The 22,884-nt window shown below is 38.6% G+C and carries 27 protein-coding genes and 1 tRNA gene; 1 reads left to right on the top strand and 27 read right to left on the bottom strand.

Features of this window, described 5'->3' with window-relative positions; all coding sequences use genetic code 11:
* Positions 1-39 precede the first annotated feature (39 nt).
* The 27 genes from ACOXY8_RS11970 to ACOXY8_RS11840 form a co-directional block, all read right to left on the bottom strand.
* Positions 40-492 carry a MarR family winged helix-turn-helix transcriptional regulator gene (locus ACOXY8_RS11970; RefSeq protein WP_458331834.1) on the bottom strand — a complete coding sequence of 151 codons (453 nt, stop codon included), beginning with the start codon at positions 490-492 and terminating at the stop codon, positions 40-42.
* Positions 493-670: 178 nt separating this feature from the next.
* A complete protein-coding gene (locus ACOXY8_RS11965; protein ID WP_458331833.1) occupies positions 671-985 on the bottom strand; it encodes an HPF/RaiA family ribosome-associated protein in 315 nt (104 codons plus the stop codon).
* A 75-nt stretch (positions 986-1,060) separates the two neighbouring features.
* Positions 1,061-1,831, bottom strand: coding sequence for a polyphosphate kinase 2 (gene ppk2 / locus ACOXY8_RS11960; protein ID WP_458331832.1), 771 nt, complete (start codon positions 1,829-1,831; stop codon positions 1,061-1,063).
* A 6-nt stretch (positions 1,832-1,837) separates the two neighbouring features.
* Entirely contained in the window at positions 1,838-2,686 is an 849-nt protein-coding gene (gene ppk2 / locus ACOXY8_RS11955; RefSeq protein WP_458331831.1) for a polyphosphate kinase 2, read from the bottom strand.
* Between the two features lie 336 nt (positions 2,687-3,022).
* Positions 3,023-3,595: a glycosyl-4,4'-diaponeurosporenoate acyltransferase CrtO family protein gene (locus ACOXY8_RS11950; protein WP_458331830.1), complete on the bottom strand. Its 573-nt coding sequence runs from the start codon at positions 3,593-3,595 to the stop codon at positions 3,023-3,025.
* A gap of 182 nt (positions 3,596-3,777) precedes the next feature.
* Positions 3,778-4,389 carry a hypothetical protein gene (locus tag ACOXY8_RS11945; RefSeq protein ID WP_458331829.1) on the bottom strand — a complete coding sequence of 204 codons (612 nt, stop codon included), beginning with the start codon at positions 4,387-4,389 and terminating at the stop codon, positions 3,778-3,780.
* Positions 4,390-4,529: 140 nt separating this feature from the next.
* Positions 4,530-4,970 (bottom strand): ABA4-like family protein, encoded by a 441-nt coding sequence (locus tag ACOXY8_RS11940; RefSeq protein ID WP_458331828.1) that lies wholly within the window; start codon positions 4,968-4,970, stop codon positions 4,530-4,532.
* Positions 4,971-5,073: 103 nt separating this feature from the next.
* Positions 5,074-5,808 carry an acetolactate decarboxylase gene (locus tag ACOXY8_RS11935; protein ID WP_458331827.1) on the bottom strand — a complete coding sequence of 245 codons (735 nt, stop codon included), beginning with the start codon at positions 5,806-5,808 and terminating at the stop codon, positions 5,074-5,076.
* Between the two features lie 47 nt (positions 5,809-5,855).
* Positions 5,856-7,199, bottom strand: a complete 1,344-nt coding sequence (locus ACOXY8_RS11930; RefSeq protein ID WP_458331826.1) for an OprD family outer membrane porin — start codon at positions 7,197-7,199, stop codon at positions 5,856-5,858.
* Positions 7,200-7,208: 9 nt separating this feature from the next.
* The gene (locus ACOXY8_RS11925; protein ID WP_458331825.1) at positions 7,209-8,231 is read right to left on the bottom strand and encodes a c-type cytochrome; all 1,023 of its coding nucleotides are present in this window, start codon (positions 8,229-8,231) and stop codon (positions 7,209-7,211) included.
* Positions 8,232-8,243: 12 nt separating this feature from the next.
* The gene (locus tag ACOXY8_RS11920; protein ID WP_458331824.1) at positions 8,244-8,660 is read right to left on the bottom strand and encodes a DUF6691 family protein; all 417 of its coding nucleotides are present in this window, start codon (positions 8,658-8,660) and stop codon (positions 8,244-8,246) included.
* Between the two features lie 7 nt (positions 8,661-8,667).
* On the bottom strand, positions 8,668-9,222 hold the full coding sequence (locus ACOXY8_RS11915; RefSeq protein WP_458331823.1) for a YeeE/YedE family protein: 555 nt from the start codon (positions 9,220-9,222) through the stop codon (positions 8,668-8,670).
* 17 nt (positions 9,223-9,239) lie between these two features.
* Positions 9,240-10,061: a universal stress protein gene (locus tag ACOXY8_RS11910; protein WP_458331822.1), complete on the bottom strand. Its 822-nt coding sequence runs from the start codon at positions 10,059-10,061 to the stop codon at positions 9,240-9,242.
* A gap of 25 nt (positions 10,062-10,086) precedes the next feature.
* Positions 10,087-10,476 carry a rhodanese-like domain-containing protein gene (locus ACOXY8_RS11905; RefSeq protein ID WP_458331821.1) on the bottom strand — a complete coding sequence of 130 codons (390 nt, stop codon included), beginning with the start codon at positions 10,474-10,476 and terminating at the stop codon, positions 10,087-10,089.
* Positions 10,477-10,525: 49 nt separating this feature from the next.
* Positions 10,526-10,837 carry a rhodanese-like domain-containing protein gene (locus ACOXY8_RS11900; protein ID WP_458331820.1) on the bottom strand — a complete coding sequence of 104 codons (312 nt, stop codon included), beginning with the start codon at positions 10,835-10,837 and terminating at the stop codon, positions 10,526-10,528.
* Between the two features lie 87 nt (positions 10,838-10,924).
* The gene (locus ACOXY8_RS11895) at positions 10,925-12,328 is read right to left on the bottom strand and encodes an MBL fold metallo-hydrolase (protein ID WP_458331819.1); all 1,404 of its coding nucleotides are present in this window, start codon (positions 12,326-12,328) and stop codon (positions 10,925-10,927) included.
* Positions 12,329-12,555: 227 nt separating this feature from the next.
* Positions 12,556-13,215: a peroxiredoxin gene (locus tag ACOXY8_RS11890; RefSeq protein WP_458331818.1), complete on the bottom strand. Its 660-nt coding sequence runs from the start codon at positions 13,213-13,215 to the stop codon at positions 12,556-12,558.
* A gap of 231 nt (positions 13,216-13,446) precedes the next feature.
* Positions 13,447-13,722: a DUF202 domain-containing protein gene (locus ACOXY8_RS11885; protein ID WP_458331817.1), complete on the bottom strand. Its 276-nt coding sequence runs from the start codon at positions 13,720-13,722 to the stop codon at positions 13,447-13,449.
* Positions 13,723-13,731: 9 nt separating this feature from the next.
* Entirely contained in the window at positions 13,732-14,403 is a 672-nt protein-coding gene (locus ACOXY8_RS11880; RefSeq protein WP_458331816.1) for a DUF2490 domain-containing protein, read from the bottom strand.
* 259 nt (positions 14,404-14,662) lie between these two features.
* Entirely contained in the window at positions 14,663-15,259 is a 597-nt protein-coding gene (locus ACOXY8_RS11875) for a carbonic anhydrase (protein ID WP_458331815.1), read from the bottom strand.
* Positions 15,260-15,264: 5 nt separating this feature from the next.
* On the bottom strand, positions 15,265-17,010 hold the full coding sequence (locus tag ACOXY8_RS11870) for a SulP family inorganic anion transporter (RefSeq protein ID WP_458331814.1): 1,746 nt from the start codon (positions 17,008-17,010) through the stop codon (positions 15,265-15,267).
* An 83-nt stretch (positions 17,011-17,093) separates the two neighbouring features.
* Positions 17,094-17,732, bottom strand: a complete 639-nt coding sequence (locus ACOXY8_RS11865; RefSeq protein ID WP_458331813.1) for a Crp/Fnr family transcriptional regulator — start codon at positions 17,730-17,732, stop codon at positions 17,094-17,096.
* Positions 17,716-18,447 (bottom strand): class I SAM-dependent methyltransferase, encoded by a 732-nt coding sequence (locus ACOXY8_RS11860; protein ID WP_458331812.1) that lies wholly within the window; start codon positions 18,445-18,447, stop codon positions 17,716-17,718. Before ACOXY8_RS11860 ends, ACOXY8_RS11865 begins: the two co-directional genes overlap by 17 nt.
* A 66-nt stretch (positions 18,448-18,513) precedes the next feature.
* Positions 18,514-19,047 carry a rhodanese-like domain-containing protein gene (locus ACOXY8_RS11855; RefSeq protein ID WP_458331811.1) on the bottom strand — a complete coding sequence of 178 codons (534 nt, stop codon included), beginning with the start codon at positions 19,045-19,047 and terminating at the stop codon, positions 18,514-18,516.
* A 113-nt stretch (positions 19,048-19,160) separates the two neighbouring features.
* Entirely contained in the window at positions 19,161-19,538 is a 378-nt protein-coding gene (locus ACOXY8_RS11850; protein WP_458331810.1) for a hemerythrin domain-containing protein, read from the bottom strand.
* Between the two features lie 157 nt (positions 19,539-19,695).
* The gene (locus ACOXY8_RS11845) at positions 19,696-20,376 is read right to left on the bottom strand and encodes a glycosyltransferase family 2 protein (RefSeq protein ID WP_458331809.1); all 681 of its coding nucleotides are present in this window, start codon (positions 20,374-20,376) and stop codon (positions 19,696-19,698) included.
* A 513-nt stretch (positions 20,377-20,889) separates the two neighbouring features.
* Positions 20,890-20,963, bottom strand: a tRNA-Pro gene (locus tag ACOXY8_RS11840).
* A 237-nt stretch (positions 20,964-21,200) separates the two neighbouring features.
* On the opposite strand from ACOXY8_RS11840, the gene pafA reads away from it, so the two are divergent.
* A complete protein-coding gene (gene pafA / locus ACOXY8_RS11835) occupies positions 21,201-22,844 on the top strand; it encodes an alkaline phosphatase PafA (RefSeq protein ID WP_458331808.1) in 1,644 nt (547 codons plus the stop codon).
* Positions 22,845-22,884: the final 40 nt, after the last annotated feature.

Raw genomic sequence — 22,884 nt, 5'->3', positions numbered from 1 at the left:
GACACTGTGGCCGCTCATGAATATAGTCGCTTTTTAATACTACTCCCTAATTTTATCTAGTAATTGGTTAAGTAATCCAGCTTCATCTTCCGTAAGATTTAATGCTGATTCTACTTTATTGAATATTTCGGCCGAGCACTCATTCATTACTTTAAGTCCTTTGTCGGTCAAAAATATATCGACTTGTCTGCGATCTTGCTCACATTCTCGGCGATCTACCAAGCCTTTTATTTTTAGCTTCTCCACCAAGCGGCTGGTATTGGACATCTTGTCAATCATTCTCTCGGTGAGCATCTTCACTGTGGCTGGTTTGCCTTTTTGCCCATTCAGAATTCGTAAAATATTGAATTGCTGTGGAGAAATGCCATACGGCTTGAGTACCGAACTAATCTTGCCCGTGATCCAAGATGAGGTGTACATTATGTTCAAGTTGGCTTTTTGCCGCTCGCTCACAAATTTCTTCTGCTGTATGGCTTCTTCTAGCTTCGTCATTACTACTTATATATCACAAATACGTGTATATACATTAGATGTTACTAATATAGTTGAAATAGAATTAAATAAATAATCTTCCTAAAATTTCTGTCCACTTATATATTTGAAATTCAATGAATATAGTATTAGCTAGATAAAAAAAATGCTGTCCCAAATGAGTCAGCATTTATAATTTTTAATGATTTCTAAGCTTTCCGATTCGAGTATCGAGTGCTGCTTTCATTTTATCTATGGCTCCTGTTACAGATTGATGTAAAGTATCCGCTTGATGGGTAACAGCTATGGGTTCGAGCCCAGCAAGACGAGCTTCTAATAAGCAACGTTTATCTTTTTGGCCGCCCTTAGCTCCATTCTCATCCGACACGTGCACTTCTATTCTAGTGATTTGCTCTTCAAATCGGCTAAGTCCTTTGCTAATTGTTTCATCCAAATAGCCTTTAAGGTCATCAGTTCCTTCAATATTGTTGTCTGAATTAAGTTGAATTTTCATTGATCCGTATTTATAAATTTAAAATTTGTTTTGATTCTAACCTGTTCAAGGAAGTAAAATACGCTTGGGCTAAATTTACTTCTCGTATGGTATAGTACGCAGAATATGATTAATAGCTGCAATTCTAGCTTTAGTTTTTCTATTTGCTTCAATTATCGTCCAAGGTGCTAGTTCAGTATTTGTAGATTCGAACATCGCATCCTTATACTTAGTGTAATCATCCCAAAGCTCTTGCGCTCTTTTATCAACTGCCGTTAGTTTCCATCTTTTTAAAGGACTGTTTTCTATTTCTTCAAACCTTCTGGCTTGTTCATCTTTATTGATTGAAAAATAAAACTTAATTAGGTAGATATCCGATTGAATGAGCATTTTTTCAAAACCATTTACCTGACTCATAAAAATTTGATATTCGGCATCGGTGCAGAATCCATTTACAGGCTCTACAATGGCACGGTTGTACCAGCTTCGATCGAAAAAAACCATTTGACCGGGCTTGGGCAAATGGTTAACGTAGCGTTGAAAAAACCATTGGTGTTCCTCATCAGTGCTTGGCTTATCCAATGCGATGATTTTAAAATGCCTTGGATTGATATGTTCGGTGATTCTACGAATTGCCCCACCCTTACCTGCTGCGTCTCTTCCTTCAAAAATGATTACAATCTTTTTATCATTTTCTATAACCCAAGTTTGTAGCCTAACCAGCTTTGCCTGCAATTGGCCAAGTTCCTGTTCGTAGCGAGTACGATTGAGCACTTTTTTCAAATCAATTTCCTTATTGGCTAGCAGGTTTTTGACACCAATTTTACTATTCAAAAGCTTCACAGCATGTTTACTTAACTTTTCCATAGGGATTTAAATATCTATTTGGTCTGCACTACGATGATACCTGATAATAATATTGGGATCGGGAAATATGGAAACAGACGATTTCTCACTCAATGGAAAGTCGAATTGAGATAATACATAGCGCATACTTTCTAGGCGAGCTTGCTTTTTATCATTGGTTTTCACAATAATCCAAGGACTATAATTGGTATGCGTTCGACTAAACATCAACTCTTTGTATTTAGTGTAGCTGTCCCAAAGTTCTTGGCCTTTCATATCTACTGGGCTGTATTTCCATCTTTTCAGTGGACTTTTAAGTCTTGCATCAAAGCGCTTTTTCTGTTCGTCTTTTGAGATTGAAAACCAAAACTTAATGATCTTAACACCATCTTCATAAAGCATATGCTCAAACTCTGGCACTTGAACCATAAACTGATTATACTCTTTTTGGTCACAAAAGCCCATTACAGGTTCAACTACCGCTCTATTATACCAGCTTCTATCAAAAAACACCATTTCACCAGGATTGGGAAGCTCTTTAATGTACCTTCGAAAATACCATTGGCCTCTTTCAATTTCGGTGGGTTTGGGCAGGGCTATCCGATTAGAATATCGAGGGTTTAAATGTTCGGTAAACCTCTTAATCGAGCCTCCTTTTCCAGCAGCATCTCTCCCTTCGAAAATCACTACCACCCGCATTTTATTTTGGTGAATCCATTGCTGCAATGCCACAAGCTCAGTTTGCAATTGAGTGAGTACTGTTTCGTACTTCAATTTATTAAGCGCCTTACTTATATCGACATTTTTTTTACCTGCTAAGCTTATAAACTCTTGTCTATTTTTTAACGATAGTAACTCTGCTTCCTCGAAATTCATAAATAGGTTTTGGCTTGATTATTTTCAATAAGATATAGACAAAATTTCTTATCTGAAAGTGAAAGCCATTTAGAAGAGTGTAAAATGCAGATTTACTAGCATGATTGGTAAATCCTGCCTCTGTTGGGAGGTGCTAATTATGGGATAGAGGATCAAATTGAATAATACTAGCTAACCAGATGTTATAAATTCAAGTAGACTTCGATCTTTTAATCTAATTCTTATTACTCATCACTGAACAAACTTACTCACTAAATTCCTCTTCAAATTATTGAAGACTTATGAAGGTTCTTCTTCAATTCTAATTTTCTCCAATTGGGAAACTATAAAAAAATTTCACTTATCCTTTCTTGCCTGCTGTCTTTCACTAATTAACTGAATTCTCATGCGATGATGCCGCTGCAAAATGATAGGGTACAAATTTCCAATTATATTTAATAGAAGTGTAAATAAGGCTAATTCAAAAAAATTGATCGCTATAAAATAAGCACTTACCAAGTTTATAATAATAAAGGGCAATAAATGACCAAATTCAGATTTCATTGATTGTTCGACCAAGATGGAAATCCCATCTTTTTTACCATTAAAATATTTCTTTCTTTGAGCCTTATTCCGCCAAAAGGTAGCCAATAGAAACTTCCTGAAGAGATCGACTTTTAACACTTCAAATGTAGTCGTCAGTTTAGAGGGTTTGTGTATTTGGTAATATGAATCTGGAAGAATTCTCTGCGTAGGAAAGGCAAAGCCTGCAAAAGCAAATACCCCAGTAATAAATAGATTCACGATCCAAGCAATAATAAATAATGCAATTAAGGACTCTACGTCAAACTCATGAATTTTAGATAGCAATGAAACAGATTGCCAAAATAAAAAGACAGATGCTAATGAGAGTATTATCTTTTTTGCCATTTCTGAATTGTAACCTGTGGATGTTACTAACAGGTTTTTAAACCTAATGGAATCCGATATTAAATCCAACAGCCCTATGGAATATTTCGGGTATTAATCAAAGGCGTGTGCAACTAAATTGTCTGAAGCTGAATATGCTTGAATCTTTGATAAATACCCAGATAGAAAAGATTTCAAACTCATCAAAAAACAGGCTTCCCAGCTATCGCCTGCCAAAAAGTGCCTAAGGATAATAGGAAATAAAGGAGACTGAAAATGAAAACCCATTTAGGCTTGTCTTTAGCTACAAACCAGCCAAATAAGGGAATCACTTGCAAAGCATGTAGTCCAAGGAAATGTGCAACCCGTAAATCTCCATATTCCTTTGCCCAGTTTAGAAAAAAATACCCTTCTTGTCCATCATCTGCGCCTATGGTGTGCCCCAAATTCCCAACCATTAAAAACCCTTCCAAACTAGCAATAATAAATATTAACATACCCATTCGGATGCTCCAATAATAGCCTTTGGGTAATCGACTGTGCTTCGCAAATAAGACAAAAGACCAAAAAACCATGATCGTATTTACCAAAATAGCAATACCCATAATTTGAAAAAGCACGCCATCCATTACACTTTGAATATTGAAATGGGATGGGACGCCCCTATAAGCTTGGTAATTGATGATAACAATTTCGATCAACATTGAAATAACAATGACTAATGAAATTCGAAATACTTTACCTGAGCTTTTGATATAATCGAGCAACCATGCCATCGTCCAACTGAAAAGGCCAATGGAAATGAAAAACTTCATGGGTTTAACCCATACATTTATGCTGAATAAAGTGCGAGTATCAAATTGGGAAACAATAATCAGTGCTAAAAATAATAAAAAATTAAACAGTCCAAACCAAGCTAATAGTTGGTTTCGCTGAAATATCTCCCTTACTAGTTTCATGCTGCGTATGGGTTCTGCAATACATTTTTGCTAGCAATCCCTCTAATAATAAAGTATAGCAGCAAACCAATTGGCCCAAGCATAAAGGTAAAAATCATGCAAGGCAATAAAAGCCATCGGTTAATATTTCGCTTGGCTGCATCGCTAGCTTCCCACATTCCTACAAATAAATCGAATGCTAAGTAATGAATCCAGCCTGCTAATAAGGCTTCATCCTTTTGAAAAAGCAGGGCTACTTCGGCCAAACTGCCAAATCCCCCCGCTGAATCTCCGCCCATACCCTGAGCAATAAAAAAGACATAGAACAAAGCCAAAAGCATAATAACGAAGGAAAACAAAAAGACATAAACCCATGACTTTTTGTAGAAAATAAAAAGCAGAATCCAACTGATTAAAGCCAAACTGCTACAAAAGCTAAATACTGTTTCTAATTGCATATTACTCTTATTTACAGCAATATAGCATTTTTATAAAAAGGCAAAAGACTTTGAAACAGATTTTTGAAATAATTGAATATGATCTTATTGAAATAACGAATATTTACATTAACCCAACCCAGAGCTCTAAGGTATTCGCCTTTGCGGTAATCTCATCCAAATGACCTGTAATATTACCATTGGGAAGAATAATATGAATGTGAATGAAATCGCCCCTATGCGTGAAAACTCCCTGATGTACTTGAGAATAAAAGCCAACAAATGTTACTTCCTCCTCTTCTACTTCAAAATTGACTTTGGCAGCTTTATGCAAATCATGTGAATGTTCGAGCTCGCCTGCGGGCTTAGAAATTATGTGATAGCCAGCCTTGGTGATTTCTCCTTTAATATGAAAAGGAAAAGGTTGAGTCAAATCTAATCCTTCAATTATTGCCAGTTCTTCAATGGCTGCTTGCAAGCTTGGCAAGTCATTTACTTCCTTCAAAAAACCGAAAGTTTGCCAATCGGAAATATTCGCATAAGCAAAGAAAGGAGCCTGTAGACTATCTACCTCTACTGCGATAGGATTACCAACAGAATCTATACTTGTTACAAAAGCTTTTCCATCCAAAATAGTAATTTCTCCTTGCAATCTGCCTAATGGACCAATGCCAATTAGCCTTTGATTTTCAAGCGTATCGATAAGGATATTTGCTTGAAGATTGCCATTGAGCATCACCTCCTGCAAGGCTCCTTGCGCATTTACTTCTGCAAGTGGCAGAGTTATATTTTCAGCATTTTGCGGTGTACAGCCGGTTGACAGAGTAGCCAAAAAGATGAATGGAATAGTGATCCTCATGAAACAAAATTAATCGAATTTCACTTGCTTCAAAATTGCTAGTCAAATCAAAATTTGTAATTCACCACCAAGTTTTGATAAAACATATTCACTTTATTGATCACAAATCTATCATTGCCATAGGTATCGCCCACACGGCCTTTGTAAACCGCCAGATATTGTAATTGAATGCTTGGATTGATTTGTTGCCTCAGTTCAAAATTGCTTTGGTGATAGCTCGGAATTCCATATTTATTGTATTTGGCATCATTGGCTTCAGGCAAACTAAATCGTCCATGCGATAAGCTGAGCTTAGTCTTGCCAGAATTTAGGCTGTACTCGAACTTGGCCATTAGCGCATCCACACCACCATATCCTTCATTTCGCTCGCGAGGCATAAAGGTGAAAAATGGATCTCGTCCCCATTCTCGTGGAAACTGAAATCGTCCTGTTTTGGAAATTCGAGTATAATTAAGATTAAATTCCACCCGCTGATTCTTTGCACCTAATCTAGCACTTAACACATTGCTATAGCTACTGGGATTGAGATAGGTCTTAGTCAAATCTGAATTCCCACCATCATTTATAGCATCCTGTCTGGTCAATTGAACTCCTGAAATTATCGACCATTTTTCATCAGCAGGAAAATTTCCAGTGACTTGAATATGGCCAATATTCAGCACATTCTCTACGAAATAATTCCATGCACTGATTTGGAATTTGGAATTTGGGCGAAAATGAACCCCTAAAATACCAATTCCGACGCTTTCGATATTTGAAAAATAGTTTGCCCCTTGCCCGGTTTCCAATAAGCCTTGGGGGTAATATCCCATCGACTCACCTACGCCAAACCAGCGGGAGGTAGATCTTGGCGCCATCCTATTGAGCCAGCCTCCTTCTACATTCCACTGAGTAGAAAGTTGCAAATTTCCATAAATGCCTTGCACAAACGTAGGGCTCATTCGGCCATCTTGCGGATTGATAAAAGGCGTATTGAGTAATTGCCTGCCCAATCTTAAATAAGATGACTCAGATTTATATTGTAAGTAGAGTTCCTCCACCCGGAAAACACTTCTAGAAGATGGGTTTCCTACATCATATAGCCCAATTTCATAGCGATTGGCAGCGTTGGTTAGTGGATCAGGAGTTGTAAGGTCGCTATTGTATAATCCTTGCGTATAAAATGCTGAAGTACGGAATTGAAATCCTTTGATCATTGGACTTGAATAACCCAAGCCAACTCCCATTGCAGAAGCGAAATAATCAGTAAGTCCACCTTCATTTAAGGTATTCATCAAATATAGTCGCGCTCTACCATCTATTTTGCCAAGGTCTCTCTTCTCTACTTCTTGAGCAAAAGAATTGAACCCAGCTAGTAATAGTATAGCGGTAATTGAAAGTCGTAGAATCATGAGTTTGTATTATTTATTACGAGCTTCAACAATAGGCTTAAATGGCCCATACTTATGCTGAATCTCTGTAAATCCATCCGAATAGGGTCCGAATGGATGATCAATTGGCTTTTTGCTTATATCTGGCCAATCAGCAGATAGATCTTTCTCAGGTCTGATTTGGGAGTTGACATAAGCTGCAACATCCCATGCTTGCTCATCAGTTAGAATTGGAAAATCGATTGTAGCGCCGAGCGGCATGTTAGCTTTCACATATCCTGCAAAGCGAGATATTCTATAAAGCCCGGCTCCAGAATTATAACTATGTTCTCCCCATAGTGGAGGATATGTGTATGTGCGACCGTCTGCTGATTTTACGCCTTCTCCATTTTCGCCATGGCAAACTACACATTGGGTAACATACACTTGCTGGCCTTTCACCATATCGGCTGGTCTATCCAAATACGGTAATTGAGGTAAACCCACCCCAGTTGGAGATTCACCTTTTTCTACCCCCGTTCCTAACCACTTCATGTAAGCCACCATTGCTTGCATTTCCTTGCTCTCCTCTGGTAATTTATCGCCATTTAGACTGCGCTCAAAGCAATCGTTTATGCGTTTTTCGATGCTCTCTTCTTTCCCTGATCTCGCTCGCACTTTCGGATAATTACTCGATACTCCTGAATAGTTGTTTCCAAATGCTTTGGTACCCGCATCAAGATGGCAATTTTGGCAATTCATCCCATTGCTCATTTGGGCAACAGTTCCATTAGGGCCGAGAAAATGAGCGGTATTTGCAATCAAATCTTTCCCGTAAAGAACCATTTCTTTATCCTCTTCCGGAATAGATGAAATGACTGGAGCTTGCCAGTAATCAATCACAGGCTTTACAGGAGCTACATTTACTGCCAAATTAGGCGTAGTAGCACTGGAGCTACTTTGCGGCTCAAACCATAATACCCACACCAAAGCAATTACCACAAACACTGTAAGTGCAATGGCCGTGACCATAACTTTTGTGAGGGTGAGCAGGATTCTTTCAGGGCTTTTCATGGATCGATTATCTTAATGTGGCAATTTTGATCTTAACACGCCATACATAAAAGTGCCTAATAATGAGCCTAATATAATCAGAATCATCATAGTATACCCATAGCCAAAGTTTACGAACATTGGCCCAGGGCATGCGCCTGTCATCGCCCAACCCAAGCCGAATATGGTGCCACCTCCTAGGTATCTCCACCAACTCATATCTTTCGGGTTAAAGATGATTGGGTTTCCAGCAATATCTCTTAGCTTAAATCGCTTGATCAGTTGAACTGCAACCACACCTACCGCCACAGCTGTGCCAATAATTCCATACATGTGGAAGGATTGGAAGCGAAACATTTCTTGAATTCTGAACCAGGATATCGCTTCGGACTTTGTCATCACAATCCCGAAAAGTATTCCTGCTAATATAAATTTTAATGCTTTTACCATTGGTCTATCAAATCAAAAATGGAAGTAAAAAATGAGTCATCACTAGGCCTCCAATAAAGAAACCGACCACTGCAATAAGCGATGGCACTTGCAAATCGCTTAAGCCACTAATTGCATGCCCTGAAGTACAACCTCCCGCCCATCTCGCACCGAAGCCTACCAAGAAACCTCCAAATATCAAGAAAATCAATCCTTTTGCAGATGAGGCAAACTCCCAGCTGAATATTTCCGTTGGTTGAATTCCTACAGGCGCAGCAATTCCAAGTGCTGCCAAATCATTAATTGTCGCTTGGGAAATTTCCACTACGGAACCATCGTTGAGCCAAGTATTGGCAATGTATCCGCCAATTACCGAGCCTATTACAAACAGTAAATTCCATGATTGCTTTTTCCAATCAAATTTAAAAAATGAAACTACCTTACCTGCGCCAGCCATGCTACACATGGTTCTCAGGTTGGAAGAAAAGCCAAATGACTTTCCAAAAAATATAAGTAATACCATTATAAAGGCAATGACTAAGCCGGAAGCATACCATGACCAAGGTTGGGTTATCCACTCCATATCAAATCTCTAATTTTTTATATGTGAAAGGTTATGATTGGTTTGTGCATGTGGTTTACCAGCTTTTCTGCTAATTCAGGGTGGAAAAGTTGTGACAAACCTGAGCGCATGTGTGCACTAATCATAATCAAATCTATTTTGTGCATCTGATCGAAACCAATGATTGCACGTTCGTCGATTTTATCTTTGTAAAAATGAGCATCCACTTTTTGTAAATGTTCACGTTCCAAAAATGCTTGAAACACAGCATCTGTCAGCACATCATTTTTTGCATCTTGCTTATTCAATATGTGCAGTTTGGCTCCAAAGGCTTCAATCAACATTTTGACGGCGCGAGGTAAAGTGGCATCTTCATCCAAAATATCATGCACGAGCAAAATATCTTCAATTTCTAAATCTGATCTATCGCACATCAGACTCAATATTGGAGCCTTGCTATGGCGAACCACATGCTGGGTTTCAGAACCTGAGAACAACTCCTTCAAACCATAGGCGCCTTTGGTTCCCATTATTATCAAGTCAAAATTACCTTGCTCTGCTCTTGCTACAATTGTGTCTGACAATGGCCCAAATTCCACAAGCGTATTGGCTTGTTCAAATACCGACAGGTCATACATTGCAAAACCTTTTTGTGCTGCCTCATATTGTGCTTGTAAGTATCCTTGCACACTATCTTCCTCCACCTCAATTTGGCCATTGGCACCTACACGCGCTTCGGTTCGGCATTGAATCACATTGAGTAATTCAATATTTGTTGGAATTTTTGCTGCGATTTTCCTTGCCAAAATCAATGCAAAGTCAACCTGCGGAGAAAAATCCGTTGGGATTAAAATATTCATTTTCAAATGTTGATTAATAGGGAATTTACTTGTTGATGGTCAATCCGCTGTAACCATCTTTTAGATAAAAGCTCTGTATACCCATTTCAGCTAACTCAAGTGCTGCGGCCGAACTTCTGCGGGAGGTATGGCAATAAAGCAGATAGGTTTTAGACTTATCTAATTGTGCTTTTTCTGCTTCAAATTGACCATTATTATAGTCCATTAGTATGGCACCATCATAATGCCAGTTTTCATATTCATGTGGTTCTCTTACATCCAGCACCACCACATTTTCATCCAAAGCCATTTCAGTAAACTCTTCGAAATCAATTTCCTTTGGCTCAATAACTTCTGTAGTTGTAGCGTTTTGGCAAGCTAATGCTGCAATACTTATCACAATCAACAAAATGCTTATTTTAAAGATGCTGTTCATGGTCGTATAGATTTTGTAATTGAATCAAATAATTTGAAAACTGTTGAAACTAAACAGGCCAAGCACCTACACCACCAGAAAGGTTATAAACCTTGTAACCTTTGCCTGCCATAATATTACAAGCTTGTCCACTACGGTTTCCACTACGACAGAACAATAAGTAGATCTTATTCTTATCGAGTTTATCCACCTGCTCAGAAAAAGTAGGGCTCATCAAATCAATGTTTTTTGCCCCTTTGATTGTTCCACCTTGGAATTCAGCTTTTGTACGAACATCTAGCAATACTGCATTGCTTTTTTCCTTTTCATATATCTCCTTGAAGGCCTTGCCATCTAGGTTTTCGTAGTTCTTTGTGAACATGCTTTTAAAAAAGTCCATCATTTTATTTTGGTTAAAAGCCGGCTTGCTCCCTTTTAAGAAAATAAGCAAGCTTGAGCTAATGGTTATTTATTTAGTCATTGTGCTTGGGCACACATAATCTGTTTTTGGAACAGTAGTTTCGGCAATTGCTTTAAAACCACCTTCGATATTTACTACATTATCATAGCCTCTAGACTTCAAAATAGAAGCAGCGATCATTGATCGATATCCTCCCGCACAATGCAGGTATTGTGGCTTAGTTTTGCTGAATTCGGCCATGTGGTCATTGATATAGTCAAGAGCCAAATTGCGAGCTCCATCTACATGTTCAGCATAATATTCCGTTTCCTTACGAACATCAATCACATCTAATCCGCCTTTTGCAAAGCGAGAAGCAAATTCTTCAGCAGAAATAGATTCAATTTTATCAACTTCGCCATTCCATTTTTGGAAACCTCCATCGAGAAAACCAATAGCGAAGTCATAGCCAACTCTTGCAAGCCTTGTCACTACTTCTTCCTCTACACCAGGCTCAGCTACGATCAGAATCGGCTGCTTGATATCTGGGATAAGTGCTCCAACCCAAGGGGCAAAACTTCCATTGATACCTATATTAATTGAGTTTGGAATAAATCCTTTCGCAAATACTTCAGGATCTCTAGCATCTAGAATTAATGCGCCAACTTCATTTGCTGCTGCTTCGAAGGCCTCTGAGCTTAAAGCTTGCAGTCCACGATCAAGCACTTCGTCTATTGAGTCGTAGCCCTTTTTGTTCATCATCACATTTTCAGGGAAATATGATGGAGGTGGCAATAGCCCGTCCGTTACTTCCTTGATAAATTCCTCGCGAGTCATATCTGCACGAAGGGCATAATTGAATTTCTTTTGGTTGCCCAAAGTATCCGTAGTTTCCTTACTCATGTTTTTACCACAAGCCGAGCCTGCACCATGCGCAGGATATACAATCAGATCGTCCGCCAAAGGCATAATCTTATTGCGAAGCGAATCAAACAAATGAGACGCAAGATCCTCCACGGTAAGTGAAGACTTGGCAGCCAAATCCGGACGACCCACATCGCCAATAAACAATGTGTCGCCAGTGAAAATAGCAACATCCTTTCCATCCTTATCTCGAAGCAAATAAGTAGTACTTTCCATTGTGTGACCAGGAGTATGTATAACTACAATACTCACATCACCTACCTTCAATACTTCGCCATCTTTTGCTGTGTATGATTCAAATTCAGTTTTGGCATTTGGGCCAAATACGATTTGTGCGCCAGTTGCTTTGGCCAAATCGATATGACCCGAAACGAAATCAGCATGGAAATGAGTTTCCAATACATATTTGATCTTCGCCCCTTCTTTCTCAGCCTTATCCAAATATGGCTGAATCTCTCTCAATGGGTCGATAATGACTGCCTCACCATTGCTCTCAATGTAATAAGCTCCTTGTGCTAGGCAACCAGTATAAATCTGTTCTACTTTCATATATTTTTGTTTGTTTTTTCAGCTTTACAATACAAAGGTATTCAAGCAAGCAAACTCCTACAGTGACTTGAATCACATTGCCGAAATTTTCTTGAATTCTTTGATAAATATCTGTTTCAAAACCTAATTTACTGAATTACAATTCCCTTTTCACAAAAATTTGAAAGCTTGAAATATGGGCAAAAAATAAGGGCTAATTGAGCCCCTATTTTATTTTGGTTTTTAGATTATTTTATTTCCTTTTTGGCTAGGTAGAAATCAACCTTTTCGCAAGAAGTATCTGCGATTCTGGCATCCATTTCTTCCAATGTTTTTGGTGGTGGCACTATTACTTTGTCACCTTTTCTCCAATTCAATGGCATGGCAACTTTGTGCTTATCAGTAAACTGAAGGGCTTCAAGCGAACGAAGGATCTCATCCATATTTCGACCTACATTCAGCGGATAGTACATAATCAATCTGATTTTCATTTCAGGATCGATAAAGAATACCGCTCTCACAGCAGCCGTTTCACTTTCATTTGGTTGCAACATTCCATAAGCTTTTGCAACACTCATATCCAAATCGGCAATGATTGGGAAAGTGAAATACACGCCAGTTTTTTCGCGAACATTATTTACCCAAGCTAGGTGTGAGTGGATACTATCTATACTCAAGCCAATAAGCTTGGTATTCAATGCAGTGAATTTATCTTGCTCCAAAGCAAATCCACTCATCTCTGTTGTACATACAGGTGTAAAATCCGCAGGGTGAGAGAAAAGTACAGTCCAAGTACCTTTAGCAAATTCTGAAAAACGTATTTTGCCAGTAGTCGTTACAGCTTCAAAATCAGGAGCAATGTCTCCAATTCTAGGCATGTAATTCATTGTGTTTTGATTGTCTTCCATATCTATTTTTTTTTGTTTTCATTTATTTGATACACAAAAATAAACTATGGAATTACCAAGTTTGGTGACTTGAATCACTTAGGCTATTGATTTCACTCAGGAAATACTCTTGGATAATGGCAGAAAAGACTGAAAAATGAATAAGGAAAAACAAGAATTAATTGCTTCGAATTAAGCTAATTAATTAGTAAGAATTTCACTAGAAATGCGGGAGGTAAAACATCCTAAATCCTACTTAGGAGATTCGCTCGTATAATATTTCCTGATTCTACGCTTTACATAAATAAGCCTAGCAATCCCTACAAATAGTATCATTGGCGCCACTACTAGTAAAATCACTCCCAACCATTTAAGTTCATCGAATAACTCCAAATGCAGAATAGCAAAGCCCGAACTGAGCATTACTATAAAAGTACGGAAATAAGACAAGAAGGTCCTCTCATTAGCTAACCTTGTACGTTCAATGGCTAAAAAATCTCGAACTATTAAATCTGATGGCTTTTCCATAATGGATTTTTATTTTGTAATAAATATTGCTAATTGAAGATAATCACCATAAAAGTTGCTCAAACTTTGGCGCAAATAGCCTGCTTGTATTTGATGGGTATTACTGAAATGGTAACCCAATGCGCCATACAATCTATTTCGATCAAATGGCTTATCAGTAATATTCAGAAATATCTCATCATACACATGGAAAGCAATTGCACCTTTGCTAAGCGTTTCTTGATTTAATGGCACAGATGCCATCAATCTATATCTAAAACGGTTGGAGTAATCACCATCTAGCCAACGCTGTTCTAATCGTAAGCGATGCTCGAAACGTACCCTACTCACAGGAGTTATACCTATCATCTGTTGCCAAATTCGGTGCTCCACGGTGAAAGGAGAAAAAATATCTTCATCACCAACATAATTTGTTATAAAGCCATAGCCTCCACCTAGAGTCAGTTTTGGATTTACTTTTCTTAGCAAGCCTATTCTTGATAATACTTGTTCATGACGGCCTTTAAAGTTTCTTTCTCTAATTTGAAGTTCACTGTGTAATATCCATTTTTCACCTAAGGAGTGGCCACCAAAATACATCAACCACCCACCAAGTTGATTTTCCGTAGATTGAGCAGCACCAGTATTGGTGTTAAAAATCAAAAGTGTAATCGCGAAAAAGAAAATTATAATTTGCTTCATTATTTGAGAGTATTATAAAAAATCAAAAGGTTTAAATTCCAGAAATTATCATGGACTTACAAACCCTACTTTACAAAATGCTCTATAGTCATTTGGCAGGTTGGGCGATTTACTTGGTTTGGCAAACTGTTAAAACGGTTTTTCGGCAAAATTTATTGATTTCCCACGGTTGAAACCATGGGCTATGATTCTTCATATTTATGGAATGATAAAAGGATTTTATCAATTACTAGAGATTACGTTCAATATAAATTTGAGACTAATCTCCAGCTGCCAAATCATGCACCAACCCAGTACTAAAATCGAAAACCCAAGGATGGAGGGTGATTTTACAGCCACTTTTTATTGCTTCTTTATAAACAGAGGTTTGCTTGATGTTTTCAATTTGTGCGAGTACATTTAATTCTACAAGCCTATTTACTTGGCAATCTATACCTTCGCAAGTAGACAATTCCTCTTTATTTCTATTGATAACATCACGGATATTGGCTAGCCAATTGTCGATCAAGCCATGAGCTTCGTTGCTCAAAGCCGCCTTTATTCCTCCACAGCCATAATGCCCATACACGATGATATGCTCAACTTTCAATACTTCTATGGCAAATTGCATCACCGACAGAAAATTCATATCGGCATGAGATACCACATTGGCAATATTGCGATGGATAAAGAACTCTCCAAGCTCTGCCCCCAACACCTGTGATGGAGAAACACGGCTATCCGAACAGCCCAACAAAAGTGCTTTAGGCGATTGACCTTCTGCTAATTGTTGGAAATAGGCTGGATTACTCGCATTCAGTTTTTTTGACCACTCCTTATTCTTAATAAGAAATTGATCCATACTTAGCTCGCACATTCCAATCAGAAGGATTGAATAGAGTAAGGCTTGATCCTATCTTTCAAATCAGGATTGAAAGTGTTGTCAATTACCGAAACAGCTTCTTCTGTATTGATATAGCATTGCTCCTCACCTATTAGTTGGATTATTTCCCAGCGGTTCAAAATATCTCGCACCGGACCTTTGGTGGCTGTAAGGCAAACACCAATATCCTGATTTCGCCATTCTTTGATCCAATCTTTGAATGCATGAGCACCTGTACTATCCAAATTAGTAACCGACTCCATATTGAGTACGATCATTTTCAAATTAGGCTTTTGCTCAGCTATCCATTTGTCCAGCTTGGTTTTGATAAACTCTACATTGGCAAAGTATATAGGGCCATCGATCCGGGCAATCAACAAATCCTCCCGCATTTCTAAGTTCGAGAAGCGAGCAGTATTTCTATATATGTTTGTGCCTGGAATTTTTCCCAACTTTGCCATATGAGGCTTGGATGCCCTATAAATCACTACGATTAAGGAAAGCACCATCCCACTAATTATACCAGTCTCTATTCCTAAAGTTAGGGTAATTAGGAAAGTGGCCATCAGCATGGCAAAGTCAGTTTTATCTTTTTTCCAAAGTAATATTGGCTCTTTAAAATCTATCAAACCAGAAACGGCGACTAACACCACAGCCGCTAAGATGGCACTTGGCAAATTATAAAATAGGCCTGTAAGAAATAATAAGGTAAGTACAATCAAGCCTGCACTAATGATAGAAGCTAAGCCCGTTTTAGCACCTGCTTGGTCGTTGACTGCAGTACGGGAAAAACCTCCCGTAACTGGATAACCTTTAAAAAATGCAGCTCCAAAATTGGCCATTCCAAGACCTATTAATTCTTGATTTGGATCAAGTCTATAATTTTTGTGTTTGGCTTGAATAGTTTTTGCAACAGCGAAACTCTCTGCAAAACCCACCAAGGAAATGGTAAGAGCAATTGGCAATAATGTACTCCAAGTATTTGTATCAAATGATGGACTTGAGAAAGTAGGCAAGCCACTGGGCACATCGCCAACGATCACAACTCCTTGTTCTGTTAGATTGAAAACGCTTACCAACAAAACACCTACAATTACAGCTACAAGAGGTGCCGGGAATTGCTTATGAATAGCTTTCCCATATTTGATAATGATAATACCAAGTACTCCAATACCAAAAGTGAGCAAATGCACATCTCCAATATTTTGAAAGATAGCAACTATAATTTCTTGAACATGCTCACTGCTTGGAAGGCTGATTCTAAGTAAGTGCTTAACCTGACTGAGTCCAATAATAATTGCCGCAGCAGAGGTAAAACCACTAATTACTGGGTGTGATAGGAAATTGACTACAAAGCCCAACTTTAAAATACCCATACCAAACTGCAATACGCCAATCATAAATGCAACGGTGATGGCATAAAGCAAATATTGTTCAGGCCCAGTTGGATTCAATGCCCCAATTCCCGCTGCAGTAAGCAATGAAACCATTGCTACAGGACCAACAGCTAATTGCCTTGAAGTACCAAAAATGGCATACAAAATCAGAGGAATGGTCACTGCATATAAACCATGAATAGGCTCCAAGCCAGCCAGCATTGCATAAGCCATCCCTTGAGGAATAAGCATAATACCAACAGTCAAACCAGCAGAAATATCACCGGAGAGATTTTCCTTGCGATAGTTTGGTAACCAATCGAGAATAGGCAAATAGCCACGAAGTATCTTAGAAATATTGTTTTGCATCCTTTGTCAATTTAAAATACAAAATTGAGGCAAACAAGCGAGAGGTTCAGTGACTTTGGTTACCTAAGACAGAATTTTAAAACTTAATTTAGCAACTCAATCTGATTCCGATACAAAGTCACCATCCCTTTTTGCTCCATTTTTTTGAGCAAACGTGAAATTACCTCTCTTGACGAATTCAATTCGTTTGCTATTTCTTGATGCGATACATTTAGGACATTAGTTTTAAATGCCCGCTGATTCTTTTTCAAGTAGAATTCTAATCGTTCGTCCAATGCGCGGAAAGCAATCTGATCGATTGTTTCGAGTAATTCTTCAAATCGAGAACGGTAGGTTTCTAATACAAAATAATACCAGCTACGATACTCTTTCATCCATTGATCCATAAGGTGTAGTGGCACCATAAGCACGGTAGTTTCGGTGATTGCTTTGGCCATTATCGCACTGGTTTCATTTTTGGTTGCGCAAATCATGGATAGAGCACAGGCATTTCCACTTTCCAAATGATACATGAAAAATTCGCCACCATCCTCGCCTTCTCTGTAGAGCTTTACCAGGCCATCCAATATCAAAACTGTGGACTTAAAATACTGCCCTGTGCGCATCAGCAGCTCATCTGGCTGGAAGACTTTAACTGTGCCATTTTTTTCCAAAGCATCGAGTAAATCCTGCTCAAATTGCGGAAAAAGTGATTTAAGTTGATCTTTATTTAGGGATTCCATTATGTGTTTTTCGTGCAAATATTCTCACCACAGACGCTTCACCGCTATGGCCTGATCCTTCGTCCAAGTTAACTATCGTTTCGCTTGCTTCCATTATTTCTAAGCTATTAAAATCTTCTTTCAACTCTTGTAAGTCGAATAGCATTGATAAATCCTTCGGTCCGCCTGAAGTCTTTCCCAATTGACTTTTGCTAAATCCTTCCAGAATTAAATGTCCACCAGGTTTCAAGGAATTAATCAACTTTCGATGCCAAGCTCTACGTAAGTATTTTGGTAAATGAATGTATACCAATCCAATAGCATCGAAATAATCATCTTTCAGTTCTGCCGCTGTAATATCTACTACATAATATTCCAGCGATACATTATGCGCTTCTGCCATAGCCAATGCTTTTTTACGACCTTCAGTACTTTGGTCTAGGGCTATTACTTCCCAGCCAGCTTTGGCTGCAAACAAAGCATTACGTCCTTCACCTTCGCCTGGAAGCAATAGTTTACTCGGAGCTAATTCAGTCAGCTTTTGAGCAAAATATTGATTGGGTTTTTCGCCGTAAAGTAAATCCTCCCGCTTAAATTTTTCATCCCAAAATGATGCATCTGTAGGTCTTTCGGCATCTCCATTTTCAGCCATTCCCTCCATCATTTTCAAGTCGCCAGATTTTATCCAGCCTTCATTCGGGTTTTTACTTAGAAATGTATTTTTGAAACAGCTCATAGCTTCGAAATTATGGAAAGGGAACAAGAGCTAAATACAAAAGGGTTCTTTGACTCAGCTATTAATTTACTCGTAGGCTTTTTCACCTTTACGAAGCCAAATGCCCCAAGTGGAACTGTAGGGATGAATGCGGGAGGTTTTTTGCCCTTGAGTATTCATGATTTCATTTCCTTGATTTACCCACTCGAATATTCCACCAAATAGGTTATTCACATTTTGGAATCCATTTTCACGTAACTGATTCGTGATTTTCTCGCTGCGGTAACCAACAGAACAATACACTACAACAGGCTGATTTTTATCTATATGTGCCACCTTTGAAATATCAAAATCCACGAAACCAACAAATGTAGAATTAGGAATATGGCTCACATCAAACTCTTCCTTAGCACGTGCATCAAGGATGGTTACATCATCCATTTGCTTCAATTCGGATACGCTCACAATAGGCACTTCACTATTCAAAATAGATTGGAGCATAAGATTGTAGCTCCCAGATTCTACATGTGGAGATTTGCAAGATGCAAGGCTCAAGAAGAAAAGTAAGATCTGAAGTATTTTTCGCACAGGAGAAATATCAATTGGGTTTGATGAGGACAACAAAGATTTAGATTAAAAAATTACTTCTTCTTCATTTAACGGAAACTTTGCCCTTAGTAAATCCTAATGATTTTCAGACAGTAAGCAATTGATTTTTAGCCCTTAAGAATAGCTTAGATTTTAAGTAATTGTTCCTCTGTCACTGTTTGTTGGATATATGGAAAAACTACACGCTCTTCGAATTGAATATGAGCATCCATTTCGGACATTAACTGCTTTGCTAGCATAAGGCTATAATCATTCATTTTGCAAATCGCCGCAATTTGTTGATGCTCCTTAATTGCTTGAATTATGATAGGATGATCATTTCCCAAAAGAGGAAACACATGCTTCTCCTCATATTCAAAATGAGATTTTAAATGCTGTTCATAGATTTCTGCTGCTATCTTTTGAAGCCTTTTTGGTGGAGCTTTTCTTACTATTTCTTTTCGGATTTCGTGGCAATGATTTAAGATATCCTTATGATCATGTTTTAGCCTTTCTAAATTCATAACTCTGCAAATAGTGATAAGTTAAAAAGAGGGTTTAAGTTAGAAAAAGATTTTATTAAAGTTTAAATAAGTCCTTAAAAATAAAATGCAGTTTTCCATTTATAAACCCTTAGGAAGCAGTTTTAAGGAAGAAAAGAATTAATGAAATTAGTTTTTTTTAAGCTAGACTTTGAGCAAATTCATGAGTAAGCGACTTCAAGCTTTCCCTGTAATAGAGATATGTTGGTGCCTCAACTTTCAATATCTGCAAATTCTCCTTTACAGCTCTGTCGAATAAATCAGAATCTTCGCTCAATTTGATGTCTCTAAAGCCCTCGAGCCTAAGGAGAGCTTCTCGCCTCATAACGAATGTCCCGCCTATGATGCATTCAGTTACTTTCAGGGTTCGGTTTGACCCATCCTTGTGAGGCATCCACTGATTGCCAATTACGGAAACTCCACCATAAAGGAAATCAAGCTCAGGACTTTCCAACAACAGCTTTTTTCTAATCTCTAGGTGCTCAAGATGAAATTCATCATCGGAATCGAGAAATGTGATAAACCTGCCAGAGGCTACAAATATGCCTGTGTTTTTAGCCTTTGCGGCTCCCTTATTCGATTGGAAAATATATTTAATTTGTGGGTGATTTCCTATAATGGGGATGAGTAAGTCGAAGGTATTATCTGTACTTCCATCGTCAATGATGATCGCCTCCCAGTCTGTTTCAGTTTGAGCTATTAGAGAATTTAAAGCCCTTAACACGGTTTGGCTGCGATTGAAAGTAGGAATGACGACAGAGAAGAAGGGTTCTTTGGTTATAAGTGGGTACTTTCCCAAATTACTTACTGAGTCCTCCATTCTTTCTTGAGTTTTAAATATCCAGCCTTTAGAACTTCGACTTTTTGATATTGTTTGCCTTAACAACAAAATGGAAATACATTTGAATTTATACAAACATTAAACGTTAGAAAGTTAAGGCTTTACGAAAGGAAAAGAAAATTAATTAGGCACAAGGGCAAATACCGAACGAGGCTCTCGTGAACCTGCCAATAGAAACTACTCTAATACCAAACCGCCACAAAGAGAAAAACCTGATAGTTGCCTACCAGGTTGTGTCGGGATGGCGGGATTACTCATTCGCAAGGGCATGCCGCACGAAGCCCTCGTGAACCCGCCAATAGGAAGGATTTTACTACCAAACTTACTAAAGCAAAAAAACCTGATAGTTGCCTACCAGGTTGTGTCGGGATGGCGGGATTACTCATTCACAAGGGCATGCCGCACGAAGCCCTCGTGAACCCGCCAATAGGAACGATTTTACTGCCAAACTTACTAAAGCAAAAAAACCTGATAGACAACTATCAGGTTCCGTCGGGATGGCGGGATTCGAACCCACGACCTCTCGCACCCCATGCGAGCACGCTACCGGACTGCGCTACATCCCGATACTTATTCCAAGAGGAAGAAATAGATGCTCAGCTCTATTCCTCCCGCTTTTCATAATTGTGCTTGCATGCCGAGGTGAAATTCATCTCCAACATTAGCCCAAAATTAATAAATTAAACTTTACACAGAGGAAACCTCTTAGCAGATTTATTAGCCTATTTTTGAATTTCACTTTACCATATCCTTAAATCGACAAAGCCGTGATTTTGTCGTAAATTGCCAAAAATTCTAATCTTATGATCCGTTCAATAGTCCTCTTTTTTACGCTGAGTATTACTTTCTCTTGCCAAGCGCAAACAGAAAGACAACCTGATGAAAGACCCAAACTCGTGGTTGGCATTGTGGTAGATCAGATGCGCCAAGAGTATTTACATCGTTTTTATCCGCACTTTACCGAAGGCGGTTTTAAGCGATTTACAGAGCAAGGTTTCGAAGCTAAAAATGGACATTACGATTATATTCCCACTTTTACTGGCCCGGGGCATGCCTCAGTTTACACTGGTACTTCGCCGATGGTGCACGGTGTGATTGGTAATAATTTTTACTCCAAAGAACTTGGTCGCATGGTCTATTGCGCAGAAGATACAGCTGTAACAAATGTGGGCGGAACAGCTCGAAACGGTCAAATCTCTCCAAAAAACCTACTTTCATCCACTTTACCAGATGAGCTCAAAATGTTTTCTAGTCAGCGCTCTAAAGTGATTGGCATTTCGATAAAAGATAGAGGAGCAGCACTGCCTGCGGGATTCCTTGCAAATGGCGCCTATTGGTACGATAGCGAGACAGGCGAAATGATGTCGAGCACATGGTATTTTGATGAGCTGCCACAATGGGTTGTAGATTTCAATAATAGAAAATTGGTTGATAGCTATTTATCAGAACCTTGGAATACTTTGTTACCAATTGAAAGCTATGTAGAAAGTGATCCAGATAATCGTCCTTATGAACGCAACTTAGGTGGCGGCGAAACACCCACTTTTCCATACGACTTACCTGCCATGAAAGAAGCGGGAGGATATGGTGCATTACCAAATACTCCGTTTGGAAACTCTTTAGTAATAGAAATGGCCAAAAGTGCTATGGAAGCTGAAAACCTGGGCAATGGTGAATTCACAGATCTGTTAGCAATCAGCTTCTCATCTACTGATTATATCGGTCATGCTTTTGGTGCTTATTCCAAAGAATTACAAGACACATACATAAGATTAGATCGTGAACTTGCTGAATTCTTTACCTACCTAGACGGAAAAGTTGGAGCAGGCAACTACCTAGTATTTTTGACTGCCGATCATGGTGTAGCTAATGTACCGCAACATATGCAAGACTTAAAAATGCCTGGTGGCTATTACAATACGAGTGGAATTCGCAGTATGCTAAATGAAGCTTTAACTGCCAAATACGGCGATGCAAAATGGCTGCTGAATGTTAGTAATGAACAGGTTTTTCTAAATACCGATTTGATTAAAGAAGAAGGGCTTGATGCAAGTGAATTTGAATCATTTGTTGCGGCAAGACTTATGGAATTACCTGCTATAACAGGTGCCTACACCAAAACCGACTTAAGAAAAAGTTTACAGTACGCTGGACAAGCTGAGCTAGTTTGGAAAGGCTACAACCAACGTAGATCTGGAGATGTGGCATTCGTATTTGAGCCGAACTATATCGATGGTGGCTACGGCAAAGTAGGCACAACACACGGCGCTGGCTGGAATTACGATACTAATGTTCCGATATTATTTTATGGTTGGGGCATCAAAAAAGGCAGCACAGTAGATCGATTGAGCATTACAGATATTGCACCGACAGTTTCTACTTTGCTTAATATTGGCCTGCCAAATGGTGCTACTGGTCAGCCAATTAAGGCAATATTCGAAAAGTAAGCTCATTAATGATATTCAGTAAAAATGCCCAAAGACTCGG

The organism is Peijinzhouia sedimentorum (assembly GCF_049340005.1).
Taxonomy (GTDB): Bacteria; Bacteroidota; Bacteroidia; order Cytophagales; family Cyclobacteriaceae; genus CAXBDP01.
Note: the sequence above shows the minus strand (reverse complement) of the source record. Positions and strands in the feature narration are given on the sequence as shown.